Here is a 20,163-nt window from a genome sequence, read left to right on the forward strand (position 1 = left end):
AGGAAGTTTTTGGTGACGCTTTTTTCAAAAAAGCTTCGAAGAATGCCGCCCTTTTGAAAAAAGGCGGCACCCGAAAACTTTTATCAATGCGTTGTTTCCAGGCGTTCTTTTCAGGTCGCCGGTCACGTTCATTGTTTTCCGTCAGTCCGTAGGGCGGGATGGGGCGCGGGACCGGGTGGGACCTGCATCAGCTCGCCTGGCGTGGAGGGTGCGGGCGGCGTGTCCGTCAATCGGGCAATGGCCGTGCGGGTGGTGAGCATGCCGTGGGCCGCCTGGCCGTGGTCATTGGGCATGTCGGCCTGGGGGGTCATGTACATCATGCCTTGCGGAAAGGCCATGAGCACGCGCCTGCGCTGCAGGAAGTTCATGCCCAGCACGCTGTAGCTGGTTTTTTCCACGTTCACGTCCAGCGGCAGGTCGTGCCACGCGCCAAGGGCAATGCTGTCAAAATGGTGCCTGCGTCCGTTCAGGATCTTTCCGGCATTGGTCCGTACATGAATATCCTCATGCAGGATGGCCGGGGTCAGGCCCAGCGCCCTGGCATCCTTGCGCGAGAGGGAGGACATGTCCGCCCCCGGCTCGATTTCCATGCGCGTGGCCTGCGCACCCACCTGCATGCGGATGCCGGTCATGCGCCCCCGGCGGTCGGGCTGCAGGGGCAGGGCCGCGCTGTCCGGCCCGAGCCAGTCCTGCAATGGCGGGCAGCCGGGGGCCGCGGTGGCGACGAACAGCACCATGACGCGGGCGGGGAAATCAAACAGCACGTCGTAATTGCCCAGGATGTCGTAGCCGATTACGCCGAGCACGGGCTGTTCATTGAGACGGGGCTGGCGCGTGCCCTCGAGCAGGGCGGGCACGTCATCGGCGTGGCCGTTGCTGATGCGCAGGTCATGCAGCACCGTGGTGTAGGTGGTGTCGACGCCTGCGATGGTCTGGATGCTGATGGCTGACAGAACGGGAAAGGCGGTGGGATTGGGCGCGTAAACGCCCACCTGGTCCTGGGTCACGCTGACATAGGCCAGTCCGGTCATGTCATTGAACGTGGCGGGAATGATGGGGCTGCCGCTATTGGTCAGCAGCGGGGCCGCGATGACATGGGTCAGGCAGGCGGCGGGCAGGCCATAGCGCAGCGCGGGCGCGGGAGGCGGGGCATGCCGGGCGGCATGGGCGGGCGGGCCGCCTGCAAGGGCAAGCAGCGCGGCGCCCGCGCGGGCCAGCCGTGCCGCGCGCGGGTCAGTCCGGCTGGTCCGCGAGGTATTCCGCCACCTCGGCATTTTCATCGAGGGGGGATTCGGTCTGGTCAAAGCGGGTGTAGTCAACGGTGATCCGCCCATCCGGCCCGGCGTTGATGATATCGACGAAGCGGTGATTATACAGCATGCGGTCAAATCCGTAAGCGGAACGCGCGAAAACGGTCTGCCCCGAGGCCTCGTCCGTGCCGGTCAGGCTGACGATGATTTCCGCCTCCTGCGCCGCAAGGTCGTGTTCCGTCAGGCCATAAAGGGGGCTGCGTTCATCAATCACATGGGTGGGCGTGCAGGCAAAGCGCAGCACCGGCACATGCGACTGCTGGAGCGTGAGCGGGTCGAACTGCCGCACCACCCGGCCTGATGGCGTGTGGATGAGGCGGGCAAGCGCAAACTCCACATCCACCGACAGGATGGGGCTGCGGCGGCAGTTGGCAAGGCGGATATCAAGGTGAAGGTGGCCACCTTCCGACAGGATCAGCGCCTTGTCGCTGAACATCACCCGTGCGCGCGGGCGCGAAAACCGCGCGAAGATGAGGCCCGTGGCCAGGGCGTTGATCATCATGCCGCCCAGCACTTCCACGGTGGCGATCATGTTGGCGGTGCGGCTCACGGGCACCATGCCGCCATAGCCCACGGTCGAGAGGGTCTGCACGCTGAAGAAGAAGAAATCAGCGAAGCTGTGCGGGTCGGCTCCCTTAACGCCCTGGCTGTCAGCCATGTACAGCAGCGCGAAAAGGAGATTGACTCCCACGTAAACCAGCAGCGAACTGTAAAAGAACGTGCGCCATGGCGCGGTGAGGGCATGGTGGTAGAAATCGGACCAGATGCGGTCCACCTGCCCCACGCGCACGATTGTATCATGCCCCTGGTCTTCGATCCTGTGAAAGGATTGCGGCCTGTTGCCTGCCGGGGGGCTGGGGCGTGGGGGTGTTTGCGGCCCGGCGTCCTGTGCCATGGCGTGTCCTGCCTGCGCGTGTGGTGTGGGGCCAGGACGGATTGGCCTGACAAACTTTGTAATATGTCAAGCGCCCCGGCGGGGCAACGGCCCTCGTGGTAGAGAGGGGCGTGCACCCTTCGCATATCCATGCGCCTCGCCCGGCAGGAGACCCCATGACAGAGCTGACCCCCGACCAGATGGAACACATGGCCACCACGCTGGAAGGAACGGGCCGCTACCGCGTGCTGCGCCCGCTTGCCCCGCGCGTGCTGGCTGAGTACCCGCCCGAGGCGGGCACGCGGCTGGGCATGTTCCTTGACCTCGAGACCACGGGGCTGAGTGCCGCGAAGGACGAGATCATTGAATTCGGCATCGTGCCTTTCGTTTACACGCTGGATGGGCGGATTCTGGGCAGTCTGGAACCGTTCAGCCGCCTGCGCGAGCCCTCACGCCCCATTCCGCCCCAGATCACCGCGCTGACCGGCATTACCCCGGCCATGGTGGCGGGCCAGTCGGTGACGCCTGAGGAAGTGGCCAGTTTCGTGGCACCGGCCTCATTGATTATCGCACATAATGCAGATTTTGACCGCAAGTTTGCCGAGCGTTTCACGCCCGCCTTCACGACCAAGCCCTGGGCCTGCTCCATGAAGGACGTGGACTGGGCGGCGGAAGGTTTTGAAGGGCGCAAGCTGTCCTATCTGGGCATGCAGGCGGGGTTCTGGTTTGACGGGCACCGCGCGGTGGATGACTGCCAGGCGGGCATTGCCATTCTCGACCGGGTGCTGCCGGTGTCAGGCCAGCCTGCCCTTGCGGCGTTGCTGGAAAATGCCCGGCAGGTGCGCTGCCGCATCTGGGCGGAAAATGCGCCCTATGAGTTCAAGGACCAGTTGCGCCAGCGCGGTTACCGGTGGAATGACGGCACGGATGGCAATCCGCGCGCGTGGTCCATCTCGCTGCCCGAGGCGGAGGTGGAGGCGGAACTGGCCTATCTGAAGGCGGAGGTCTTTGCCCGCCCGGTGGACCTGCCGGTGACGCGGATTACACCGTGGGACCGGTTTTCAACACGCTGCTGATGGGGAATGCAACGGCTTTACCCGTCATGCCTGACATGGTTTTCGATATGGGAGCGGGGCCTTTGCTTGGCTTCGATGTAGATCTTGCCGACATATTCCCCGATAATGCCCAGCGAGAGCATCTGGACGCCGCCCATGAAGAAGATGGAAAGCATGACCGAGGACCACCCCGCGATTGTATGGCCGGTCAGTTTCAGAACGAGAATATAAGCTGTTGCGCCAAGCGACAGGATGGAAATACAGAAGCCGAGATAGGCGATCATGCGCAGGGGGGAAATGGTCATGGAGGTAATACCTTCCACGGCCAGGGCGAGCATCTTGCGTAACGGGTATTTGGATTCCCCCGCCGTGCGAAGGCCGCGCGCGTAATAGACTTCCGTCGAAGGAAAGCCGACCAGCGGGACAAGGCCACGGATATAGGCATTGCGTTCGGAATATTCCAGCAATCCACTCAGGGCGCGCTGGCTGAGAAGGCGGAAGTCGGCATGGTTGAAGACCTGCTTTACGCCCATGACACTCATCAGGCGGTAAAATCCTTCGGCGGTGGAGCGCTTGAACCACGTATCCGACTCACGGGAAGCGCGCACGCCGTACACAACGTCATATCCCTCCCGATAGGCCTGCACCATTTTCGGGATGGCGGTTATGTCGTCCTGCAGGTCGGCATCAATGCTGACGATGGCGTCCGCATCGGGCCGGGCGGCCTCAAGTCCTGCCAGAAGGGCTGACTGGTGCCCGACATTACGGGAAAGTTTCAGTCCCTGAACGCAGGGTATCCGTGAACTGGCCGCCGCGATCTGCTCCCATGTGGTGTCCTTGCTGCCATCATCTACAAACAGGAGATAACTGTCAGCCTGGATCAACAGATCTTTTTTCATCTCATCCAGCAGCTTTCCCAGTTCCTGCTGGCAGTATGTAAATACTTCTGCCTCATTGTAGCATGGCACAACAATCGCAAGCCGGGGCGGAGGGTAACGTAATACAGTCATCAGAAAGACACTTTCAGGAAGGCAGGAAGAATTTTATCGCCGATTTTATCATAAAACGCCCGATATTCTAACTGCCAGGGCAGGCACCGTCATGCGGGATATCTTCGGTATCGTGCGGAAGGCGGATGCATCAGGTCTGCCTGCATTGTTTTCAGTCTAATGCGGTTTTCTCGGGTTTGATTGAGTGTCTGACCGAAAATGAGTTGAGTGATTTCAGTGGATTATGATTCATGGGTTTGCGATAACCTGATGAGATCAAGATGGCCTGGACTGAAATCACCCGCGCGCAGTATCGCCGGGACGACCTGGAGTATGCAAGCGACCTTCGCGATGCGGAGTGGGCGCTGATTGCGCCTTTGATGCCCGAGAAGAAACGACTGGGGAGACCACGACGTACGGATTTGCGCCGGGTCATGGAGGCGATCCTCTATATCGTCACTACGGGTTGCCAGTGGCGACAATTGCCTCGTCATTTTCCCGCCTTCACGACCGTGCAGGGCTATTTCTACCGTTGGATCCGCGAGGGACGATGGGAAGCGATAAACCATATTCTCGTGATCCTGTCGCGTGAGCAGGACGGGCGAGACGCCACGCCTTCGGTAGGCATTATTGACAGCCAGTCGGTTAAAACTGCTGAAAACGGCGGTCCACGCGGTTATGACGCGGGCAAGAAGATCAGGGGCCGCAAGCGGCATATCACGACCGATACGCTGGGTCATGTCGTGGCAGCCGTCGTGCATCCCGCCGACATTCAGGATCGTGATGGCGCGCCGCTGGTAGCGACCAGAATACGCTCATTGTTTCCCTGGCTTCGCCATCTGATCGGTGACGGCGGGTATGCCGGCGAGAAGTTGCGTGGTGCGCTGGCTGAACTCGGCCGATGGACGATCGAGATCGTCAAGCGTAGCGATCGGGCCGAAGGCTTCGTCGTCCTGCCCAAACGCTGGATCGTGGAGCGCAGCTTTGCATGGCTCGGACGCTGCCGTCGCCTCACGAAGGATGTCGAGGCAACAATCTCGTCATCCCACGCGTGGTTGATGATTGCCCATATCCGCAGAGTTCTGCGAAAAATCAATCAAACCGCTTTCTGATTCAGGCTCTGAGGCATGGTTGGAATGATTGATGCCTGCCGGTATTTTTTTTGGAGGGGATTTTCAAGGATACAAAATTTATTTTATAAAGTATTATACTTTTTTGCTGAGGGCATTGAGATTACATTATGATTTTTCCATTCGAGGCCTCGAAAGGCAATGCCGCATCTTCATGCCTTTTGAATAAAGAATTCACTATACGTTCGTTGTTATTCTTTTTTGTCTTTCTTGTATTTTCCTATCCGATCATTCATGCCAGCGTATATTACGCCGATGATACGCCACATACGTTGTATGGAATACATTGGGAACGCGATGGGCGCCCATTGGGTCAGTTGCTGATCCTGTTGATGGGAAGATTCTCGATTGTTGATTATGCACCTCTTCCCCAACTGTTCGGGTTGCCATTTATTGCCATGGCACTTGCGGCATTCAGTATCAGATGGGGATATAGTAGAGTATCTTCCATAATATGCCTGTCTTTGATTGTATGTAATCCATTTTTCATGGAGAATATTTCATACCGGTTTGACAGCATCATAATGGAGATGGCAGTTTTTTGTAGTATCATGCCGTTTTCCATAGACTTATTCATAAAAAGATTTGACCGTAAATCAATATATTTATGGAAATTTTCTTCAATTATCGCATGCCTTAATCTGTATCAGTCCGCCATAAATATATACCTGTCTTTAATTTTACTTACGGTTGTGTTGTCCTTAATAAAAAAAGAAGATGCAAGTAAGGTTCTGAGAGAAGCTTTTTATAATGTTATTATATTAGGATTGGGATTGTTTGCTTATAAACTGGAGACATGTGTACTGCCAGGCGGTGACCACTATGCAGATGCCCATAAAGAGGTTGTTCATTCTGTTGCCGAGATTTTCAAGAATATACCAGATTTCAGTCTTGTGATTGCCCCGGCCTTGATAAAAGGCGTGCAGAGTATAATTTTCTCGGTCATTCTTGTGCTGGGCTGCATAAGCCTTGTGCTGCGTGTCATAAGAATGCTTCGTAAGGGTGATCTGACGCCAGCTTCTGGCGCCCTTGTCATTTTTTGCCTTGCCGTCCTGCCCTTGTGCATACCTGGCATCCTGCTGCTGCTTGCCCATCCCGTCTATGCTGCGCGGGTCATGACTGGCTTTGGAGCGGTTTGCGCCTGTTTCTTCACGTTTCTCCTGGGGCCTGCGCCTTCTTTCAGGCGGCATGTATCCTACATCCCATGTGTGCTTGTGGGGTTCGGCCTGTGGTCAGAAATGACGATGTCGGCTGCCTATGCCAATGCCCTTGCGGCCCAGTCCCGTTTTCGGGATCAGATGGCACAGGCCATGGTTGATGATGCCGTTCAGTTGGCACGTGAAGCCAATCTACCGGATGGGGAATCCTTTTGGTGGAGTACCCGCGGCAATGAGCCAATCGCTCCACTGGCCCTGCGTACCCTGTTTAAATATCAGGTATTGACGGACATGGTGCTTCCTACCGAGAAGCCTCTTTTGCCATCTCCATGGATGATGCATTCGATCATGTTGGCCCAGGGCTTGCCAAAAAATTTCCCTTCTACGGCCCGTGAGCACGATGAAGGGAAATGGATGTGGGAAGCGCTGGAGACCGACCTCCAGAACTGCGCCATTGATGGAAGCCGCGAGCATGGCCCGTTTATCACTTATCGGATCGGGGCTTTCCTTATCGCCGATTACGACAAGAGCTGTGTCTTACACGGCAATAAATATGAGCATGCTCCCTCTACCCGGACGAGCGTTTTCCGGGGCAGGGCAATCGAGTAACTACACTATCGGGGAAGAAATGCCCCATGTCCGGCTTCCGGGCATGGTCTGGTGCGGTGGGTAGGGTGCCATGTCAAAATTGCCCTCTATTGCGGCTTTACCCTTTTTCTGCCGTGTGTCTGTGTGATCAGCACTGGGGCAGGCCAACAGATGCAAAAAGTTTCAGAGGGTGTCCATTTTTCAATGGACACCCTCTGAAATTTTCAAACTATTTATTGTGTTCTTTGTCATTCTGGATGGAGATCTTTAAATATGTATCCCGGCTCATCGAATGATCAATAAAGTAATGTCGGTACTCCGGAGTGACATGAGGGTGTATACCCACCCAGAAGGAAATTACGTCAAAAACCAAGAGTATGATCGATATATAGGTATATTTTTTCATTTAAACGAACCATATCTTCCCATGGAACCATATTTTTATTGCAACGATATGTAGAACCAACAGAAGTGCTAATATTTTTTTCTGTCGGCCTGGTGGCTGAGAAAGAGTTGATAGCGCAAGAAATTCCATCACCAGAGGGTTCGACAGTGCATATCTTTCAATAGACTGCAAACCGGTCGATGCTGCGATGAACGCGATAAAAGTCATAAAGGAAGCTTCAAAATACCACTTCTTTTTGTACATTTTATAAAGAACGTACATAACAAAAATAGAAAAAACAACAAATGACCTTTGGTTTTTCTCTTTCAGAGCGTGCACAAACTGTACGGGAAGCCAATCAAATTTTCTGAACCAGGCAACCTCTACATGAGAGAATGCAAACCCATCTCCCGTAAGATGAAAAAGATACAGGACATAGAGTGAAAGACCGGCACCCGCCGCTGAAACCAGCAGGGTACTTTCCTGTAGACGGATGAATACGTTTTTCCAGGATAGGGATTGGTTTTTTACGTAAGTTTTAATGAAAAACAGCCATGCTGCTATAAAGGCAACCGATATAAATCCTGTCGGCCTGGATAGGCCAATAAGGAAACAGAAAAAAGCAGCCCATTTAAGATAATTTTTTTGCAGGAGTATCAGTATCAATATCAGCAGCGTGCCATATACGCCTTCTGAATATTCGGACGTGTACCACAAATTAAAGGGGAAAATAACAAAAAATATGGCAAATTTTATTCTATCTAGCGTGATGGATCGATCACGCAGGTGCATATGGCACAGATATATCAGTATTGGCCATAGTATTACATTGACTAGCAATTCTGCTGCCAGAGGGGGGATGCTTAAAGCACTATGAAAGGCATAGGCAATGGCAGGATAAAGCGGGAAAAAGGCCCAGTTGCCCTCGGCAAGTCGACTTTGATCGTACCAAAATGGCTGCGTGGCATAGCCATTTTTAACGATATCCGTATACCAGAAGCAGTCCCATTGACAGGTTGCATCTGTTATCGAACGGTGATGCGCCAGTAAAACCAGTAGCCCAAAGTTAAGGCAGCATAAAGCACAAATAAAAACAAAGAAGTATAAATTATTGCTCTCTATGTTGCTTTTTAATTTATTACAATCCATAATTCCCTCATCTTTTTACTTCTTATTATACAGAAATCATGAATCTCATAGCGTTATATCAACAAATGTAAGTGTGACGTAACCTCTTACGAGAGAGCAAAAGAACGGCTGTGGGGATTATGAAAAGGGAATGAATCATAACCATTGGGATGCTTCTCGAACCAGTCAAATGCAGTTTCAACAATGGTATCGAGATCGTGGAATTCGCTTTTCCATCCCGTTTTTTTGCGAAGAAGATCCGAACTGGCGACCAGAATAGCAGGGTCACCTTCCCGACGGGGGGCCCAGCGCCAGTCTAACCGCCGCCCGGAAACGCGTTCGACGCTCTGGACGACCTCGAGATTGGAATATCCTTTCCCATTCCCGATATTATAGACCATACTTTCCTGGCCAATCGTGCCCAGGGCGGCAAGATGGGCTTGTGCAAGGTCGGTTACGTGCACATAATCACGAATACAGCTCCCGTCAGGTGTATCGTAATCATTGCCAAAAAGTTCCAGATAGGGCCGTTTGCCCAGCGCGACTTCTATGGCCAGGGGAATGAGATGCGTTTCCGGGCGATGATCTTCTCCCGCGCGGCCTTTTGGGTCGGCTCCCGCAGCATTAAAATAACGCAGGCAGGCGCTACGCAGCCCATGCACGCGCTCTCCCCAGTAAAGGGCGCGCTCGGTCATGAATTTGCTTTCCCCGTAGGGAGAGCAGGGCATGATAGGATAATCTTCGGTAATAATTGAACCGTCTTTGTTATCGAAGAGTGCCGCTGTTGAAGAGAAAATGAAAGCGGGCACTTTATGGCGGACTGCCAGATCGATAAGAGAGAGACTGTCCGAGAAATTCTGTTGCAGGTAGGAAAAAGGTTCAATCATGCTTTCCGCAACGATAGACTTTGCGGCAAAATGCATAATGGCATCCCAGGGGCCATCACTCAGCACGTCATCGACCAGGCTTACGTCGGAAACATCGCCCAAAATAAACGTTGCGGCCGCAGGCACGGCCTGCCTGTGTCCGTTACTGAGATTGTCGAGTACTACAACGTCATGTCCCAAGTCCAGCAGTAGCAGGACAATATGACTCCCGATATAGCCAGCTCCCCCTGTTACAAAAAACCGCATATAAACCTTAGGAAAAATGTATCGTTATGTTACTTTATGTCCAATATCATTGCAGTGATATGCTGTAAAGGCAAAAAAATATTGAGGAACTGATTTCCCGTCTGGGGCTCTCCCCTGAATTCCTCGCCTTATGTCAGCCTTGGATTTTTAAGAAAGTTTTGAAGAGTACTGCTTTTTTAAAAAAAGGCGGAAGCTGGAAGCCTTTATTATGTTTAAGGGCCACCAAAGAATGCATCTCCCATGTAGTCAGGCGGTCCCCCGTCCAGCCCTTCAGCCTCGAAGCCATCATTATACGGGCCGGAATAATATCCCATGCCGTAATCATGTTCATTCCAGTCATTATTCGCAATCATCGGGCCATCCGGGCCGGAAAGCTGGGGGCCCTGAGGCCCCGCGCAGGCGCCCAGGGCCCCCAGCAGCGACAGGAGCAGGCTCAGGCGCAGGGCGGTCTTGCGTGCGGGCATGAAGCGGGGTCCTGTCATTTGGGGGGAAGGGGCTGGCCGGGCAGTGGGCCTGTAACTGGCTGGCCACGATGCCAGACCTGCCGGATCCGGTCCAGCGCGGCAGGCTCCACCGTGGGGTTGCCCTGCACCACCAGCAGGTCGGCCCACTGGCCGGGGGCTATGGTGCCCCGGTCGGTCAGGTGCATGAGGTGTGCGGCATCGCCCGTGGCCAGCGTAATGGCCTGGAGCGGCGTCAGCCCCGCCATGATGGACAGGCGCACTTCCCGATGTTCCGCAAAGCCGGGAATGCGTACCGGCGTGGCCCCTGAATCCGTGCCGAAGCCTGTGGCAATGCCCGCGCGGTACACCGCCATCAGGTTCTGCATGTTCATGGCCAGCGCCCGGTGGGCGGCGGCACTCAGCGGGGCGGCCAGCGTTCTGGCCCGCCAGGCGGGGTCGGCAAATTGCTGGCGCAGCGCGGGCGAGAGGCCGAAGGACAGGAAGGGATCATCCAGCCATTCCGGGTGCTCGGCAAAGATGTAACCGGCCTCGTCAAGCGAGAGCGTGGCGATATAGCCCGTGCCCTGCGCGTGCATGGCGTTGATCAGTGCCGGGTCTATGGGCCGGTCGCGCACGCCATGGGCCAGAATGTCCACGCCCGCCGCCACCAGCGCGCGGGCATCGGCCAGGTCATGAATATGGGCCGCAACCCGCTTGCCCCGCGCATGGGCCTGCGCAATGGCGGCGCGGTAGATCGCAGGCCGCATCTTGGGCAGGGGGCGCGCACCGGGCACGCCGTTGCGGAAATCATCCACCCACAGCTTGATCAGGTCCGTGCCTTCATCAACCATGCGGTTGACGGCGGCACGCGTCTCGGCAGGCGTGGTGGGGCGAAAGACCTGGTCGGGGCCAAGATGGAACATGTTTTCAGGCGGCACGCCATCGGGGGCCCCAATGCCCTGATCCACGCCAAACAGGTCGGCACCGGGGTTGAGGCCCGCATGCTGTTCGCGGCGCAGGTCATCGAACAGCGGCGAGCGGTTCAGCCCGAGTGCGACCACCGTCGTCACACCGTACCGTTCATACTGCGCGAGTTCGGAGAGGATATTGGCGCGGGTATAGTTTTCCGCCCCGTTATGGGTGCCGCTGACCTGGCCCACATGGCTGTGGTCCGAAATCAGCCCCGGCAGCACGCTTGCGCCCGACAGGTCAAGCGTGCGGGCATGGGCGGGTGGCTGCAGTCCATGCCCCGTGGCGGCGATCTGCCCGTTTTCGATCAGGATATCCGTATCGGCCTGCGCAGGCTGGCCCGTGCCGTCAATGACGGTGGCATGGCGCAGCAGCACGGGTCTTGCCGCCTGAGCATGGGCGGTGCCGCACAGGGCGGGCAGGCTGGCCAGGGCGGCCATCAGGGCAGGGCGGATTCGGGGCATGCAGAACCTCCATCAGGCACGGGCAATGATGCAGTGTTGACCATCGGGTGCGCCTGCGTCCATTCACGTCCGTGCCGGTCAGGCGGTTCAGCCGGGCAGGCGCGTAGCACCCCCTTCGATCAGGTCGGCAAAGGCATCCTGCACGTCGCCACTTTCAGGAAAGCAGACAAGAACGTCATCGCTTTCCGCTTTCGCCTCGCGCGCGGGTTTGACCACGCTCTCCCACTGGCGCGAAAGGGATGTGACCGTGCCGATTTCGGGTTCGACAAACTGCCACGACCCACCCTTGGCCGTTGACCCCATGACGGTGGTGAGCAGAAACACGCCCGCCTGGTCCGGCAGGGGCGAGGGCACGCGATGAAACTGGTAGAGCGTGCCGGATTTTCCAAACAGCGTGAATGAATTCCACGGTTCCATAAGCCTGTTACCTCCCTCGGTAGCAGGACAGAGTATGCCATACTTCACCATGATGGTGGAAAGGTGATGCAGGGCCTGCCAGCCATGCGGGCGGGGTGTGAAACGCGATGGAAAACAGAAGTTTCCGAATGCCGCTTGCCGGCCGCAAACCAGCCATCCGCCAGCCATCATGCACGCAATACGAGGCTGTTCATGTCTGGAACGGGAAGAGTTCATGAAAGCGGGCGGGCATGAACACGGCCTGCCTTCACTTCAGGTCAAAAATCGCATTCAGCCACGTTACTGATGGCCGATCTCCCGCCTGGTCTGTCGTGATGGAACAGAGCCGTAGCCTCAATGGGGTGTTCCTGATTGTATTTTGTAGTTTCTCTTCGGTCATATCAAAAAAATAACGACCGTTTTCAACCCTTCTACCTGTTCCTGCCTTGAACGAGGCATAACCCGTCCCTGAGGGTTTCAACGCCTGTGCCAGTCTTGTCAGAGCCGTTTCGAGTTCTGTCGGGGGCAGATGCAGGAGAGCGGCACAGGCCCAGAAACCATCGAACCGGTTGGTCCAGTCCAGTTCCGCAAACGTCATGTGATGCACCGAAACCGGATGCCCCGCTGTTCTTTTACGTGCCAGCCTGACCATGGCGGCGCTGCCATCCATGGCGGTAACGCGATGCCCGGCATGGGCAAAGGCCAGCGCATCGCGCCCCACTCCGCAGCCGGCGTCCAGAATATGTCCGCCGGGGGGAATGTCGGGCAGGAAAAGCCCATGGATCGCCTTGATGTCCACGCTGGCGGTACGCGCTTCAAAACTGCTGGCGTTTCGATCATACCATGCCAGCGTATCGGGAACCTCAGTCATGATGTTCCTCGGCTGGTTCCCATGTATGGATCAGGGCGTCATGGGCGATCTGTTGCCGGGAGCGCAGGAAGCTGCGCCGGGCCTCCTCGCTCTGGCCTGTCTGCAGCAGGATGGTTTCACGCAGCGGGTGATGGCTTTCCACCAGCCATGAATTGCGGGCGTGCAGCCGCGCGACAAGCCTGTCGGATGGCACGCTGGCAAACTTGCCGCCTTCGCCCCGGTTGCAGCCCCGGCAGGCCAGGACAAGATTCCATATCCCGTCAGCATCCGGCATCAGGCCGCGTTCCCGCAGCATCCACGGAAAGAAATGGTCCACGTCCGCTGTCGCCAGTGGCATGTCGCACCCGCAATAGAAACAGTGGCCTTTCTGGTAGCCATTCAGCGATGGACGGACGCGGCTGAGCGAGACCCGCCGCACTTTCTGTACAAACAGTTCCTGCGTTTCGCTGTCCAGTTGCACGGCCACATTGGCGCGCGGCAGGTCGTACTGCCATGCGCCTTCCACCAGTCGCCACCGGGCTTCCGTCTCTTCCGCCAGATCATTGGCCCGGAACCGTTCGCGCAATTTATAGAGTTCATCCGTCAGGCGGATGGCAGGCGGCCCGCCGATTGTGCGTTCATCCATGAAAAAGCGGTGCGGCACTGGACCCTTGCCGACCATGTGGAAGGCATCGATCACGTTGACAAACCCCAGCTTGATCGTGGCATCGCGCAGTTGCGTTGCGGTAATTTCGTCGCGGTTGAATGCGCGGCAGGTATCCAGAAACCGACTGGATCGCGATGTGCCCTGCCGGTCCACACGAGCCAGATGCTGGCACAGATGCCGCGAAAACGGTTCCGCCAGATCGCTCAGCAGGACTCTGGTCGTAGGCCGCTCCGCCATTTCCAGCAGGCTTTGCGCGAGCGCGAATTTATAGGACGCGACATTGCGCCCGAACAGCACGACCGCACGCCATGATGTATCCGGTTTCGGGCGATCGGATAGAAAAGGGGTCATGCTGCGCAACCAGACAGGGAAGAAGGCCGGACAGTGCAGGGGTGATGATGTGGCCAGCGCATTGGGCCAGTTTTGCCCGGCCAGTAACCGCCACGCAAGGTGACGGTCATCATCCTGATTGTTCTGATGCGGTCCTGAGTGTGTCTGGTTACGCCATCTGGCATCATGGCGATGGGCCGCGATGCCACACACCCTTGGGCAGCGGCCTGCCCGTGGCGGGATCAATATTTGTTTTCTGTGATTCGCGCATGCGAAACCCTGATATCACCGCGCCATTCCTGCCTGACGGAAATCCGTCCGGTTCAGAATTGGCTCAGAGTCCAACAAACTGGAAATCAGGAAAGTGCCTGTAATCAGCCAAGACCTGCAGTAAACTGCGGTAAAGTAGCTGGCGTCCCGTACGGGATTCGAACCCGTGTTGCCGCCGTGAAAGGGCGGTGTCCTAGGCCTCTAGACGAACGGGACTAAAGGCGTGAGCGGTAACTATCCCGCCACGGGGTGCGGGTCAACCCCCCTGATGCAAAAAAGACTGAAATTATTAAGCGATCGCCACGTCGCGGATGAAGAACGTGGCCGATGTCCGCCCGTTCCAGCTCTCGGCCCGCAGCCAGCCTGCAAGGTGTAGCGGGGGCGCGTCGCGATCTTCCAGCACCGGGGCGATCGGGCTTTCATTGGCGCGGAATACCAGCGCCTTGAGCCGTGGGCCCCGGCCTTCACCCTGGAGTGTCAGGCGCAGGGTGTTGCCCTCGCGCCCGATCCGCTCGGCATAGGCCACGCGCACGCGGGGCAGGGCGATGAGCGGCTCGTCATTGCCCGCGCCAAAGGGGGCGAGGCGGTCCATGTCGGTTGCAAGCGCCACGTCGGCTGCGGCTACGTTCACCACGGCATCGATGGTCAGGTCGACCGCATCGGGCAGGTCGGCGGCGGAGGCCAAGTACCGGTCAAGAAAGTCGTGCAGTGCGGGAACCCCTTCGGCGGGCAGGCCAAAGCCCGCCGCCATGGCGTGGCCGCCGCCCGATGTCAGCAGCCCTGCCTGGCGCGCGGCAATGATGGCGCCCCCCAGATCCTGCCCCGGCACGGAGCGGGCCGAGCCTTTCACGCTGCCATCATCAAGTTCCGCGCCCACCAGCACGGGGCGGTTGAATTTTTCCTTTATGCGCCCGGCTACGATGCCCACCACGCCGGGATGCCAGTCGCGCCCGCTCAGCACCAGCACGGCATGGCCCTGTTCGCGCTGGGCGGCGGCAAGTTCCATGGCGCGGTCCAGAATGCCCGCCTCCACGCTCTGGCGGTTGTGGTTGACGGAATTGAGCTTGTCGGCCAGCGCCTGTGCCTCGGCCGCATCATCTGACAGCAGCAGGCGCAGCCCCAGCCCGGAATCGGCAATGCGCCCCCCGGCATTGATGCGTGGCCCCAGCGCAAACCCGCAGGTAAAGGCGGAGAGCGGGTCACGCGCGCCCGCAGCCTCAAGCAGGGCGGCAAGCCCCGTGCGCCCGCGCTGCGCCATGATGTTCAGCCCATGAATCACGAAGGCGCGGTTCAGCCCGGTCAGCGGCATCACGTCGCACACGGTGGCCAGCGCCACCAGGTCGAGGCTGTGCTTGAGCTGCGGGTCGGGATGGGTGCCAAACCACCCTTCGCTGCGGAGCAGGCGCGTGGTGGCCCCTGCGGCCAGGAAGGTCACCGCTGCGGCGCAGATGTTGCGCAGGCCGGAGGGGCAGTCGGGCCGGTTGGGGTTGACCGTGGCCAGCACGCGGGGCAGCGCGCCCTGCACCTGGTGGTGGTCGAGCACGATCACATCGCAGCGCTGGCTGACATGCTCGAGCACATCGACTGCCGCCGTGCCGCAGTCGAGGCAGATGATCAGGCTCGCACCCTGCTCCTGCATGGCTTCGATGGCAGGGATGTTGGGGCCGTAGCCCTCCGTCATGCGGTCGGGGATGTGGGTGAGCACCGTGCAGCCCTGCGTGCGCAGGAATGTGGTCAGGAGTGCGGTCGAGCACGCGCCATCCACGTCGTAATCGCCAAACAGCCCGACGGTTTCGCCATTGCGGATGGCGCGCGCCATCCGCCCGGCGGCCACGTCCATGTCCACCAGCGTCAAGGGGTCGGGCAGCATCTGGCCCATGGCGGGCCTGAGGTAGTCCGCCACCTGTTCGGGGCTGATATGGCGCAGCGCCAGCATCCGGCCCACGATCTCGGGCAGGCCGGTCTGCTGGGCAATGGCCATGCCCATGCGGTCGGCATGGCTGGCCTGGCTGCCCGCGCGCCATGTCCATCGCCGCCCTGTCACGCTGCGGGTGACCCCCAGCACGGCGGGCGTTGCCCCGTTTTTTGCCAGTTGCGTGGCAGGGGCGGGCGATGTCAGGTCGGTAACGGGCACGGGCAGGTCCTTGTGCGGGGGCCGGGGCAGCGACGGGGCGCGGATGGACGGGCGCCCACCCGCGCCGTTCCTAGCCCGCGTCGATGCGGATCAGGGCAGGCTCGTCCAGCACGGCGGTCAGTTCGGCAATGTGATGCAGGGCGTGCTGCATGGCTGCCTCGTCGGTCTTGTGGGTCAGCAGCACCAGCGGCACGGCATGGGTGCCGTCGGGGCGGGTTTCATGCGCATCGGCATGCTGGAGCATGCTGCGCAGCGAGACGCCATTGTCACGCAGCACGGCGGTAATGTCCGCAATCACGCCGGGGCGGTCTTCCACGTTCAGGCGCAGGTAGTATTCGCCCACGAACGATTTGGCGGGCAGGGCCACGGCCTGCGTCAGGCTGTCGGCATCGCAGCCCCATACGGGAATGGCGGCCCCGCGCGCGATGTCGATCAGGTCGGCGCATACGGCGGTGGCCGTTGGCCCTTCGCCTGCGCCCCGGCCCTCAAGCATGAGGCGGCCGACAAACGCGCCTTCCGCCACCACGGCGTTGAATACGCCATTGACCTGCGCGATCGGAGCATCCTGCGGCACGAGGCACGGATGCACGCGGGCCTCGATGCCGTTTTCATGCTGGCGGGCAAGGCCCAGCAGCTTGATGCGGTAGCCCATCTTGCGCGCGAACTGCAGGTCAAGCGCGCCAATGCGGCGGATGCCCTCGATGAAGACGGAGGCGAACACCACCGGCCGCCCGAAGGCCAGCCCCGCCAGGATGGCCAGCTTGTGGGCGGTGTCGATGCCATCGACATCGGTGGAGGGATCGGCCTCGGCGTAGCCCAGCTTCTGGGCATCGGCCAGGATCTCGGCAAAGTCGCGGCCGGTCTCGTGCATCACGCTCAGGATGTAGTTGCACGTGCCGTTGAGGATGCCGCCGATTTTAAGGATGCGGTCCGCCGCCAGCCCCTCGCGCACGGTCTTGATGGCGGGAATGCCACCGGCCACCGCCGCCTCGAACATCAGCGGCACGCCCGCCGCCTGTGCCGTGCAGGCCAGTTCCGCGCCGTGGATGGCGATCAGCGCCTTGTTGGCGGTCACTACCGGCCTGCGGTTTTCCAGTGCGCGGGTCACGGTCAGGCGGGCAGCGCCCTCGGCGCCGCCAATCAGTTCGGCCACCACGTCCACGTCCGGGTGGGTGGCCAGTTCCTCGGGCGTGTCGCACCATGCAATACCCGACAGGTCGACCCCGCGGTCACGCGTGCGGTCGCGCGCGCTCACGGCGGTCACCACCAGTTCGCGCCCCGCGCGGGCGCGGATCAGGGCCGCATTCTCGCGCAGCAGCTTGACAACGCCGGCGCCAACCGTGCCCAGCCCTGCAATGCCGATGCGCAGGGGCGGTTTGGGGGCGGGCGTGCAACAAGGGGTAGAAGTCATCTGTTTTCCGTCAAGCGAAGGGTCAGTCATGAATGGGCGGGCTGTTCATCCGGCAGGGGGGTGGCCTGCTGGCTGGTGGGGGCAAGGCCGCCATGTTCCGTCATGAAATGGCGGATGGAGCGGCAGGCCTGCCGCAGGCGTTGGGTGTTTTCCACCAGGCCGATGCGCACAAAGCCTTCGCCATGCTCGCCAAAGCCAAGGCCCGGCGCCACGGCAACGCCTGCCTCCCTGAGCAGCAGCTTGGAGAAGCCGACGCTGCCGAGTTCGCGGAACCGCTCGGGAATTGGCGCCCAGGCGAACATCGAGCCCTCGGGCGAGGGTACGTCCCACCCTGCCGCGTGCAGGCCCTGGATCAGCACGTCGCGGCGCTTGCGGTAGATGTCGCGGATTTCGGCAACACAGTCCTGCGGGCCGCTCAGGGCCGCCACCGCCGCCACCTGGATGGGGGTGAACGCGCCGTAATCAAGGTAGGACTTGATGCGCGTCAGCGCCGAGATCAGCTTGGGGTTGCCCGCGGCAAAGCCCATGCGCCAGCCCGCCATGGAATAGGTCTTGGACAGCGAGGTGAACTCGACCGCGATATCCTTCGCTCCCGGCACTTCAAGGATCGAGGGGGGCACGTTGTCGCCAAAATAGATCTCGGCATAGGCCAGGTCGGACAGGATCCAGATCTCGTGCTTGCAGGCGAATGCCACGAGCTTGCGGTAGAAATCGAGATCAGCCAGGTACGCGGTCGGGTTTGACGGAAAATTGACGATCAGCGCCGTGGGCTTGGGCACCGAATGGCGCACCGCGCGGTCGAGGGCCTCGAGCATTTCATCATCCGGCGTGGCCGGAATCGAGCGCACGGAGGCGCCCGCGATGATGAAGCCGAACTGGTGGATGGGGTAGGACGGGTTGGGCACCAGGATGGTGTCGCCCGGGCTGGTGATGGCGGAGGCGAGGTTGGCCAGCCCTTCCTTTGAGCCAAGGGTTGCGATCACCTCGGTCTCGGGGTCGAGCTTCACGTTGAAGCGGCGCTCGTAATACCCAGCCAGCGCCCGGCGCAGGCCGGGAATGCCCCGGCTGACCGAATAGCGGTGCGCGCGCGGGTCCGACACGGTTTCGACCAGCTTCTGCACGATATGCGGCGGCGTGGGCGTGTCGGGATTGCCCATGCCGAGATCGATAATATCCTCCCCCCGCGCTCGGGCGGCGGCCTTGGCCTTGTTGACTTCAGCGAAGACATAGGGCGGCAGGCGGCGGATACGATGGAATTCTTCGGTCATGGGACGCTCTGTTACGGGCACGCGGGAAGGCGCGCCGGGTTGCGAATCAGCTCATGCAGGCCCGCGTACCGGGCCTGCGGATGGCACTCTAGCGCAGCACGGCAATTCTTGCACCATTGCCAAAGGCATGGGCGCGCACCACGATGTGGCTGGCAGGCACGCCGCGCGCCACGAGCATGGTGGTGATGGTGCGGGTGCGCAGGATGGCCAGGTTGAGGGCGGCGGTCTGCCCTTCCGCCGTGGCGCTGGTGGCGTTGCCGTAGCCGTTCACGATTACGAAATTGTCGCCGCGTTCCTTCACGGCGTTGTCCACCACCTCATCCTCGCCATCGGCAATGTGGTCCGATCCGGGGAGGAAGTGCACCGTTGGTCCGTCATCGGCGCTGGCAAGGTGGTAGCTTGGCAGGTCCAGCCCGTCACGCGCCGCGTTGTCAGGCAGGCTGATGCCGCCAACCTGGGGCAGGGCGGGCGCTTCCTGGGCTATGGGGGGCAGGTTGGCGGGAATGGCCTCGGGGTGTTCGCTCACCATTGTCGAGACCTCGGGCATGAGCAGCTGGCCGTTGCTGCCATAAAGCGGGCGGCCGTCCGGGCCGGTCTGGGGGGTGGTGCTGTCCGGCGCCTCGGTGGCCGTAGGCGTGGTGCCAGTACCAGTGCCGCTGGTGGCAGGCGTGTCGGGGCTGTCCGCCGCCTTGAGCGAGGCGGACTGCGTGCCGAACTGCGTGCGCGAGGGAATGGGCGGAATATCCGCTATGCTGGGCATGGTGCCCATGATCGCGTCCTGGCGCTCGTTGAGCTCGTGCTGGGCCTCGAGGTCGGCGGTAATGTCCTCGCGCAGGTCGGGTGAGGGGAGTTCAGGCGCCTTGCGCGGGCCAAGCCCGATTTTGGGGTAGGGCTGGTGGGTGCCCGGCGGCGGGGGGCGCTGGTGGCTGATCACGCCACCCTGGTAATGGTGGTACCACTGCGCCACGGTATCGACCGTGTCCTGGTGGTGCACGCAGCCCGCGAGCGCCGCCGCGCACAGGGCCACGATGGCGGGCCGTGCGGCACGCGCGCTGCATGATGGCGGAAAAAAAAATCTTCCGGGACTTGGCGATGGTACCCGCTTTCCCAATCTCTAGCTCCCATGGCCCTTGTGGCCTGCACACGACATGACCGGGGCAAACTAGCCTGCTATGCCGCTCTTAGCGAGAGGGGTTGCGTCACTTGCGTCAT

17 protein-coding genes and 1 tRNA gene are annotated in these 20,163 nt (G+C 59.7%); 3 read left to right on the forward strand and 15 right to left on the reverse strand.

The annotated features are described in order from the left end of the window. Positions 1-128: 128 nt before the first annotated feature. Both OQZ28_RS10200 and OQZ28_RS10205 read right to left on the reverse strand, forming a co-directional pair. Positions 129-1,274, reverse strand: coding sequence for a retropepsin-like aspartic protease (locus OQZ28_RS10200; protein ID WP_458136026.1), 1,146 nt, complete (start codon positions 1,272-1,274; stop codon positions 129-131). After that, the gene (locus OQZ28_RS10205; protein ID WP_130730686.1) at positions 1,234-2,205 is read right to left on the reverse strand and encodes an ion channel; all 972 of its coding nucleotides are present in this window, start codon (positions 2,203-2,205) and stop codon (positions 1,234-1,236) included. The genes OQZ28_RS10200 and OQZ28_RS10205 overlap by 41 nt, the downstream gene beginning before the upstream one ends. Before the next feature lie 155 nt (positions 2,206-2,360). On the opposite strand from OQZ28_RS10205, the gene OQZ28_RS10210 reads away from it, so the two are divergent. Next, positions 2,361-3,260: a 3'-5' exonuclease gene (locus OQZ28_RS10210; RefSeq protein WP_458136027.1), complete on the forward strand. Its 900-nt coding sequence runs from the start codon at positions 2,361-2,363 to the stop codon at positions 3,258-3,260. Positions 3,261-3,277: 17 nt separating this feature from the next. On the opposite strand, the gene OQZ28_RS10215 is transcribed toward OQZ28_RS10210, so the two are convergent. After that, a complete protein-coding gene (locus OQZ28_RS10215; RefSeq protein WP_458136028.1) occupies positions 3,278-4,249 on the reverse strand; it encodes a glycosyltransferase family 2 protein in 972 nt (323 codons plus the stop codon). Positions 4,250-4,509: 260 nt separating this feature from the next. On the opposite strand from OQZ28_RS10215, the gene OQZ28_RS10220 reads away from it, so the two are divergent. Together OQZ28_RS10220 and OQZ28_RS10225 are read left to right on the forward strand one after the other, a co-directional pair. Beyond that, positions 4,510-5,340: an IS5-like element IS1032 family transposase gene (locus OQZ28_RS10220; protein WP_035366909.1), complete on the forward strand. Its 831-nt coding sequence runs from the start codon at positions 4,510-4,512 to the stop codon at positions 5,338-5,340. A gap of 128 nt (positions 5,341-5,468) precedes the next feature. Next, positions 5,469-7,124: a glucosyltransferase domain-containing protein gene (locus tag OQZ28_RS10225; RefSeq protein WP_458136029.1), complete on the forward strand. Its 1,656-nt coding sequence runs from the start codon at positions 5,469-5,471 to the stop codon at positions 7,122-7,124. Between the two features lie 385 nt (positions 7,125-7,509). On the opposite strand, the gene OQZ28_RS10230 is transcribed toward OQZ28_RS10225, so the two are convergent. The 12 genes from OQZ28_RS10230 to OQZ28_RS10285 form a co-directional block, all read right to left on the reverse strand. Beyond that, positions 7,510-8,637 (reverse strand): hypothetical protein, encoded by a 1,128-nt coding sequence (locus tag OQZ28_RS10230; protein ID WP_458136030.1) that lies wholly within the window; start codon positions 8,635-8,637, stop codon positions 7,510-7,512. Positions 8,638-8,723: 86 nt separating this feature from the next. Further along, a complete protein-coding gene (gene galE / locus OQZ28_RS10235) occupies positions 8,724-9,749 on the reverse strand; it encodes a UDP-glucose 4-epimerase GalE (RefSeq protein WP_458136031.1) in 1,026 nt (341 codons plus the stop codon). A gap of 212 nt (positions 9,750-9,961) precedes the next feature. After that, a complete protein-coding gene (locus OQZ28_RS10240; RefSeq protein WP_458136032.1) occupies positions 9,962-10,213 on the reverse strand; it encodes a hypothetical protein in 252 nt (83 codons plus the stop codon). Positions 10,214-10,227: 14 nt separating this feature from the next. Continuing rightward, positions 10,228-11,625: an amidohydrolase family protein gene (locus OQZ28_RS10245; protein ID WP_458136033.1), complete on the reverse strand. Its 1,398-nt coding sequence runs from the start codon at positions 11,623-11,625 to the stop codon at positions 10,228-10,230. Positions 11,626-11,712: 87 nt separating this feature from the next. Further along, complete coding sequence (locus OQZ28_RS10250; RefSeq protein ID WP_130730678.1) at positions 11,713-12,042, reverse strand: hypothetical protein; 330 nt, start codon at positions 12,040-12,042, stop codon at positions 11,713-11,715. Positions 12,043-12,289: 247 nt separating this feature from the next. After that, a complete protein-coding gene (locus OQZ28_RS10255; protein WP_458136034.1) occupies positions 12,290-12,892 on the reverse strand; it encodes a class I SAM-dependent methyltransferase in 603 nt (200 codons plus the stop codon). Then, on the reverse strand, positions 12,885-13,889 hold the full coding sequence (locus OQZ28_RS10260) for a hypothetical protein (RefSeq protein WP_458136035.1): 1,005 nt from the start codon (positions 13,887-13,889) through the stop codon (positions 12,885-12,887). The genes OQZ28_RS10255 and OQZ28_RS10260 overlap by 8 nt, the downstream gene beginning before the upstream one ends. A 389-nt stretch (positions 13,890-14,278) precedes the next feature. Next, positions 14,279-14,354: transfer RNA gene (locus OQZ28_RS10265), tRNA-Glu, on the reverse strand. 73 nt (positions 14,355-14,427) lie between these two features. Continuing rightward, complete coding sequence (recJ, locus tag OQZ28_RS10270; RefSeq protein WP_458136079.1) at positions 14,428-16,278, reverse strand: single-stranded-DNA-specific exonuclease RecJ; 1,851 nt, start codon at positions 16,276-16,278, stop codon at positions 14,428-14,430. Between the two features lie 64 nt (positions 16,279-16,342). Beyond that, positions 16,343-17,683, reverse strand: a complete 1,341-nt coding sequence (locus OQZ28_RS10275) for a homoserine dehydrogenase (RefSeq protein WP_458136036.1) — start codon at positions 17,681-17,683, stop codon at positions 16,343-16,345. 26 nt (positions 17,684-17,709) lie between these two features. Then, positions 17,710-18,951 carry an LL-diaminopimelate aminotransferase gene (locus OQZ28_RS10280; protein WP_458136037.1) on the reverse strand — a complete coding sequence of 414 codons (1,242 nt, stop codon included), beginning with the start codon at positions 18,949-18,951 and terminating at the stop codon, positions 17,710-17,712. A gap of 88 nt (positions 18,952-19,039) precedes the next feature. Next, positions 19,040-20,062: an OmpA family protein gene (locus OQZ28_RS10285; protein WP_458136038.1), complete on the reverse strand. Its 1,023-nt coding sequence runs from the start codon at positions 20,060-20,062 to the stop codon at positions 19,040-19,042. Positions 20,063-20,163: the final 101 nt, after the last annotated feature.

It is taken from the genome of Komagataeibacter sp. NFXK3 (genome assembly GCF_054182245.1).

Excerpts from the sequence above, each read along its gene's own strand:
- OQZ28_RS10220 (WP_035366909.1), top strand. The coding sequence starts at position 4,510 with ATGGCCTGGACTGAAATCACCCGCGCGCAGTATCGCCGGGACGACCTG.
- OQZ28_RS10200 (WP_458136026.1), bottom strand. The coding sequence starts at position 1,274 with ATGCCGAGGTGGCGGAATACCTCGCGGACCAGCCGGACTGACCCGCGC.
- OQZ28_RS10205 (WP_130730686.1), bottom strand. The coding sequence starts at position 2,205 with ATGGCACAGGACGCCGGGCCGCAAACACCCCCACGCCCCAGCCCCCCG.
- OQZ28_RS10260 (WP_458136035.1), bottom strand. The coding sequence starts at position 13,889 with ATGACCCCTTTTCTATCCGATCGCCCGAAACCGGATACATCATGGCGT.
- OQZ28_RS10275 (WP_458136036.1), bottom strand. The coding sequence starts at position 17,683 with ATGACTTCTACCCCTTGTTGCACGCCCGCCCCCAAACCGCCCCTGCGC.
- OQZ28_RS10245 (WP_458136033.1), bottom strand. The coding sequence starts at position 11,625 with ATGCCCCGAATCCGCCCTGCCCTGATGGCCGCCCTGGCCAGCCTGCCC.
- OQZ28_RS10225 (WP_458136029.1), top strand. The coding sequence starts at position 5,469 with ATGATTTTTCCATTCGAGGCCTCGAAAGGCAATGCCGCATCTTCATGC.
- galE (WP_458136031.1), bottom strand. The coding sequence starts at position 9,749 with ATGCGGTTTTTTGTAACAGGGGGAGCTGGCTATATCGGGAGTCATATT.
- OQZ28_RS10250 (WP_130730678.1), bottom strand. The coding sequence starts at position 12,042 with ATGGAACCGTGGAATTCATTCACGCTGTTTGGAAAATCCGGCACGCTC.
- OQZ28_RS10230 (WP_458136030.1), bottom strand. The coding sequence starts at position 8,637 with ATGGATTGTAATAAATTAAAAAGCAACATAGAGAGCAATAATTTATAC.
- OQZ28_RS10255 (WP_458136034.1), bottom strand. The coding sequence starts at position 12,892 with ATGACTGAGGTTCCCGATACGCTGGCATGGTATGATCGAAACGCCAGC.
- OQZ28_RS10215 (WP_458136028.1), bottom strand. The coding sequence starts at position 4,249 with ATGACTGTATTACGTTACCCTCCGCCCCGGCTTGCGATTGTTGTGCCA.
- OQZ28_RS10240 (WP_458136032.1), bottom strand. The coding sequence starts at position 10,213 with ATGCCCGCACGCAAGACCGCCCTGCGCCTGAGCCTGCTCCTGTCGCTG.
- OQZ28_RS10280 (WP_458136037.1), bottom strand. The coding sequence starts at position 18,951 with ATGACCGAAGAATTCCATCGTATCCGCCGCCTGCCGCCCTATGTCTTC.
- OQZ28_RS10210 (WP_458136027.1), top strand. The coding sequence starts at position 2,361 with ATGACAGAGCTGACCCCCGACCAGATGGAACACATGGCCACCACGCTG.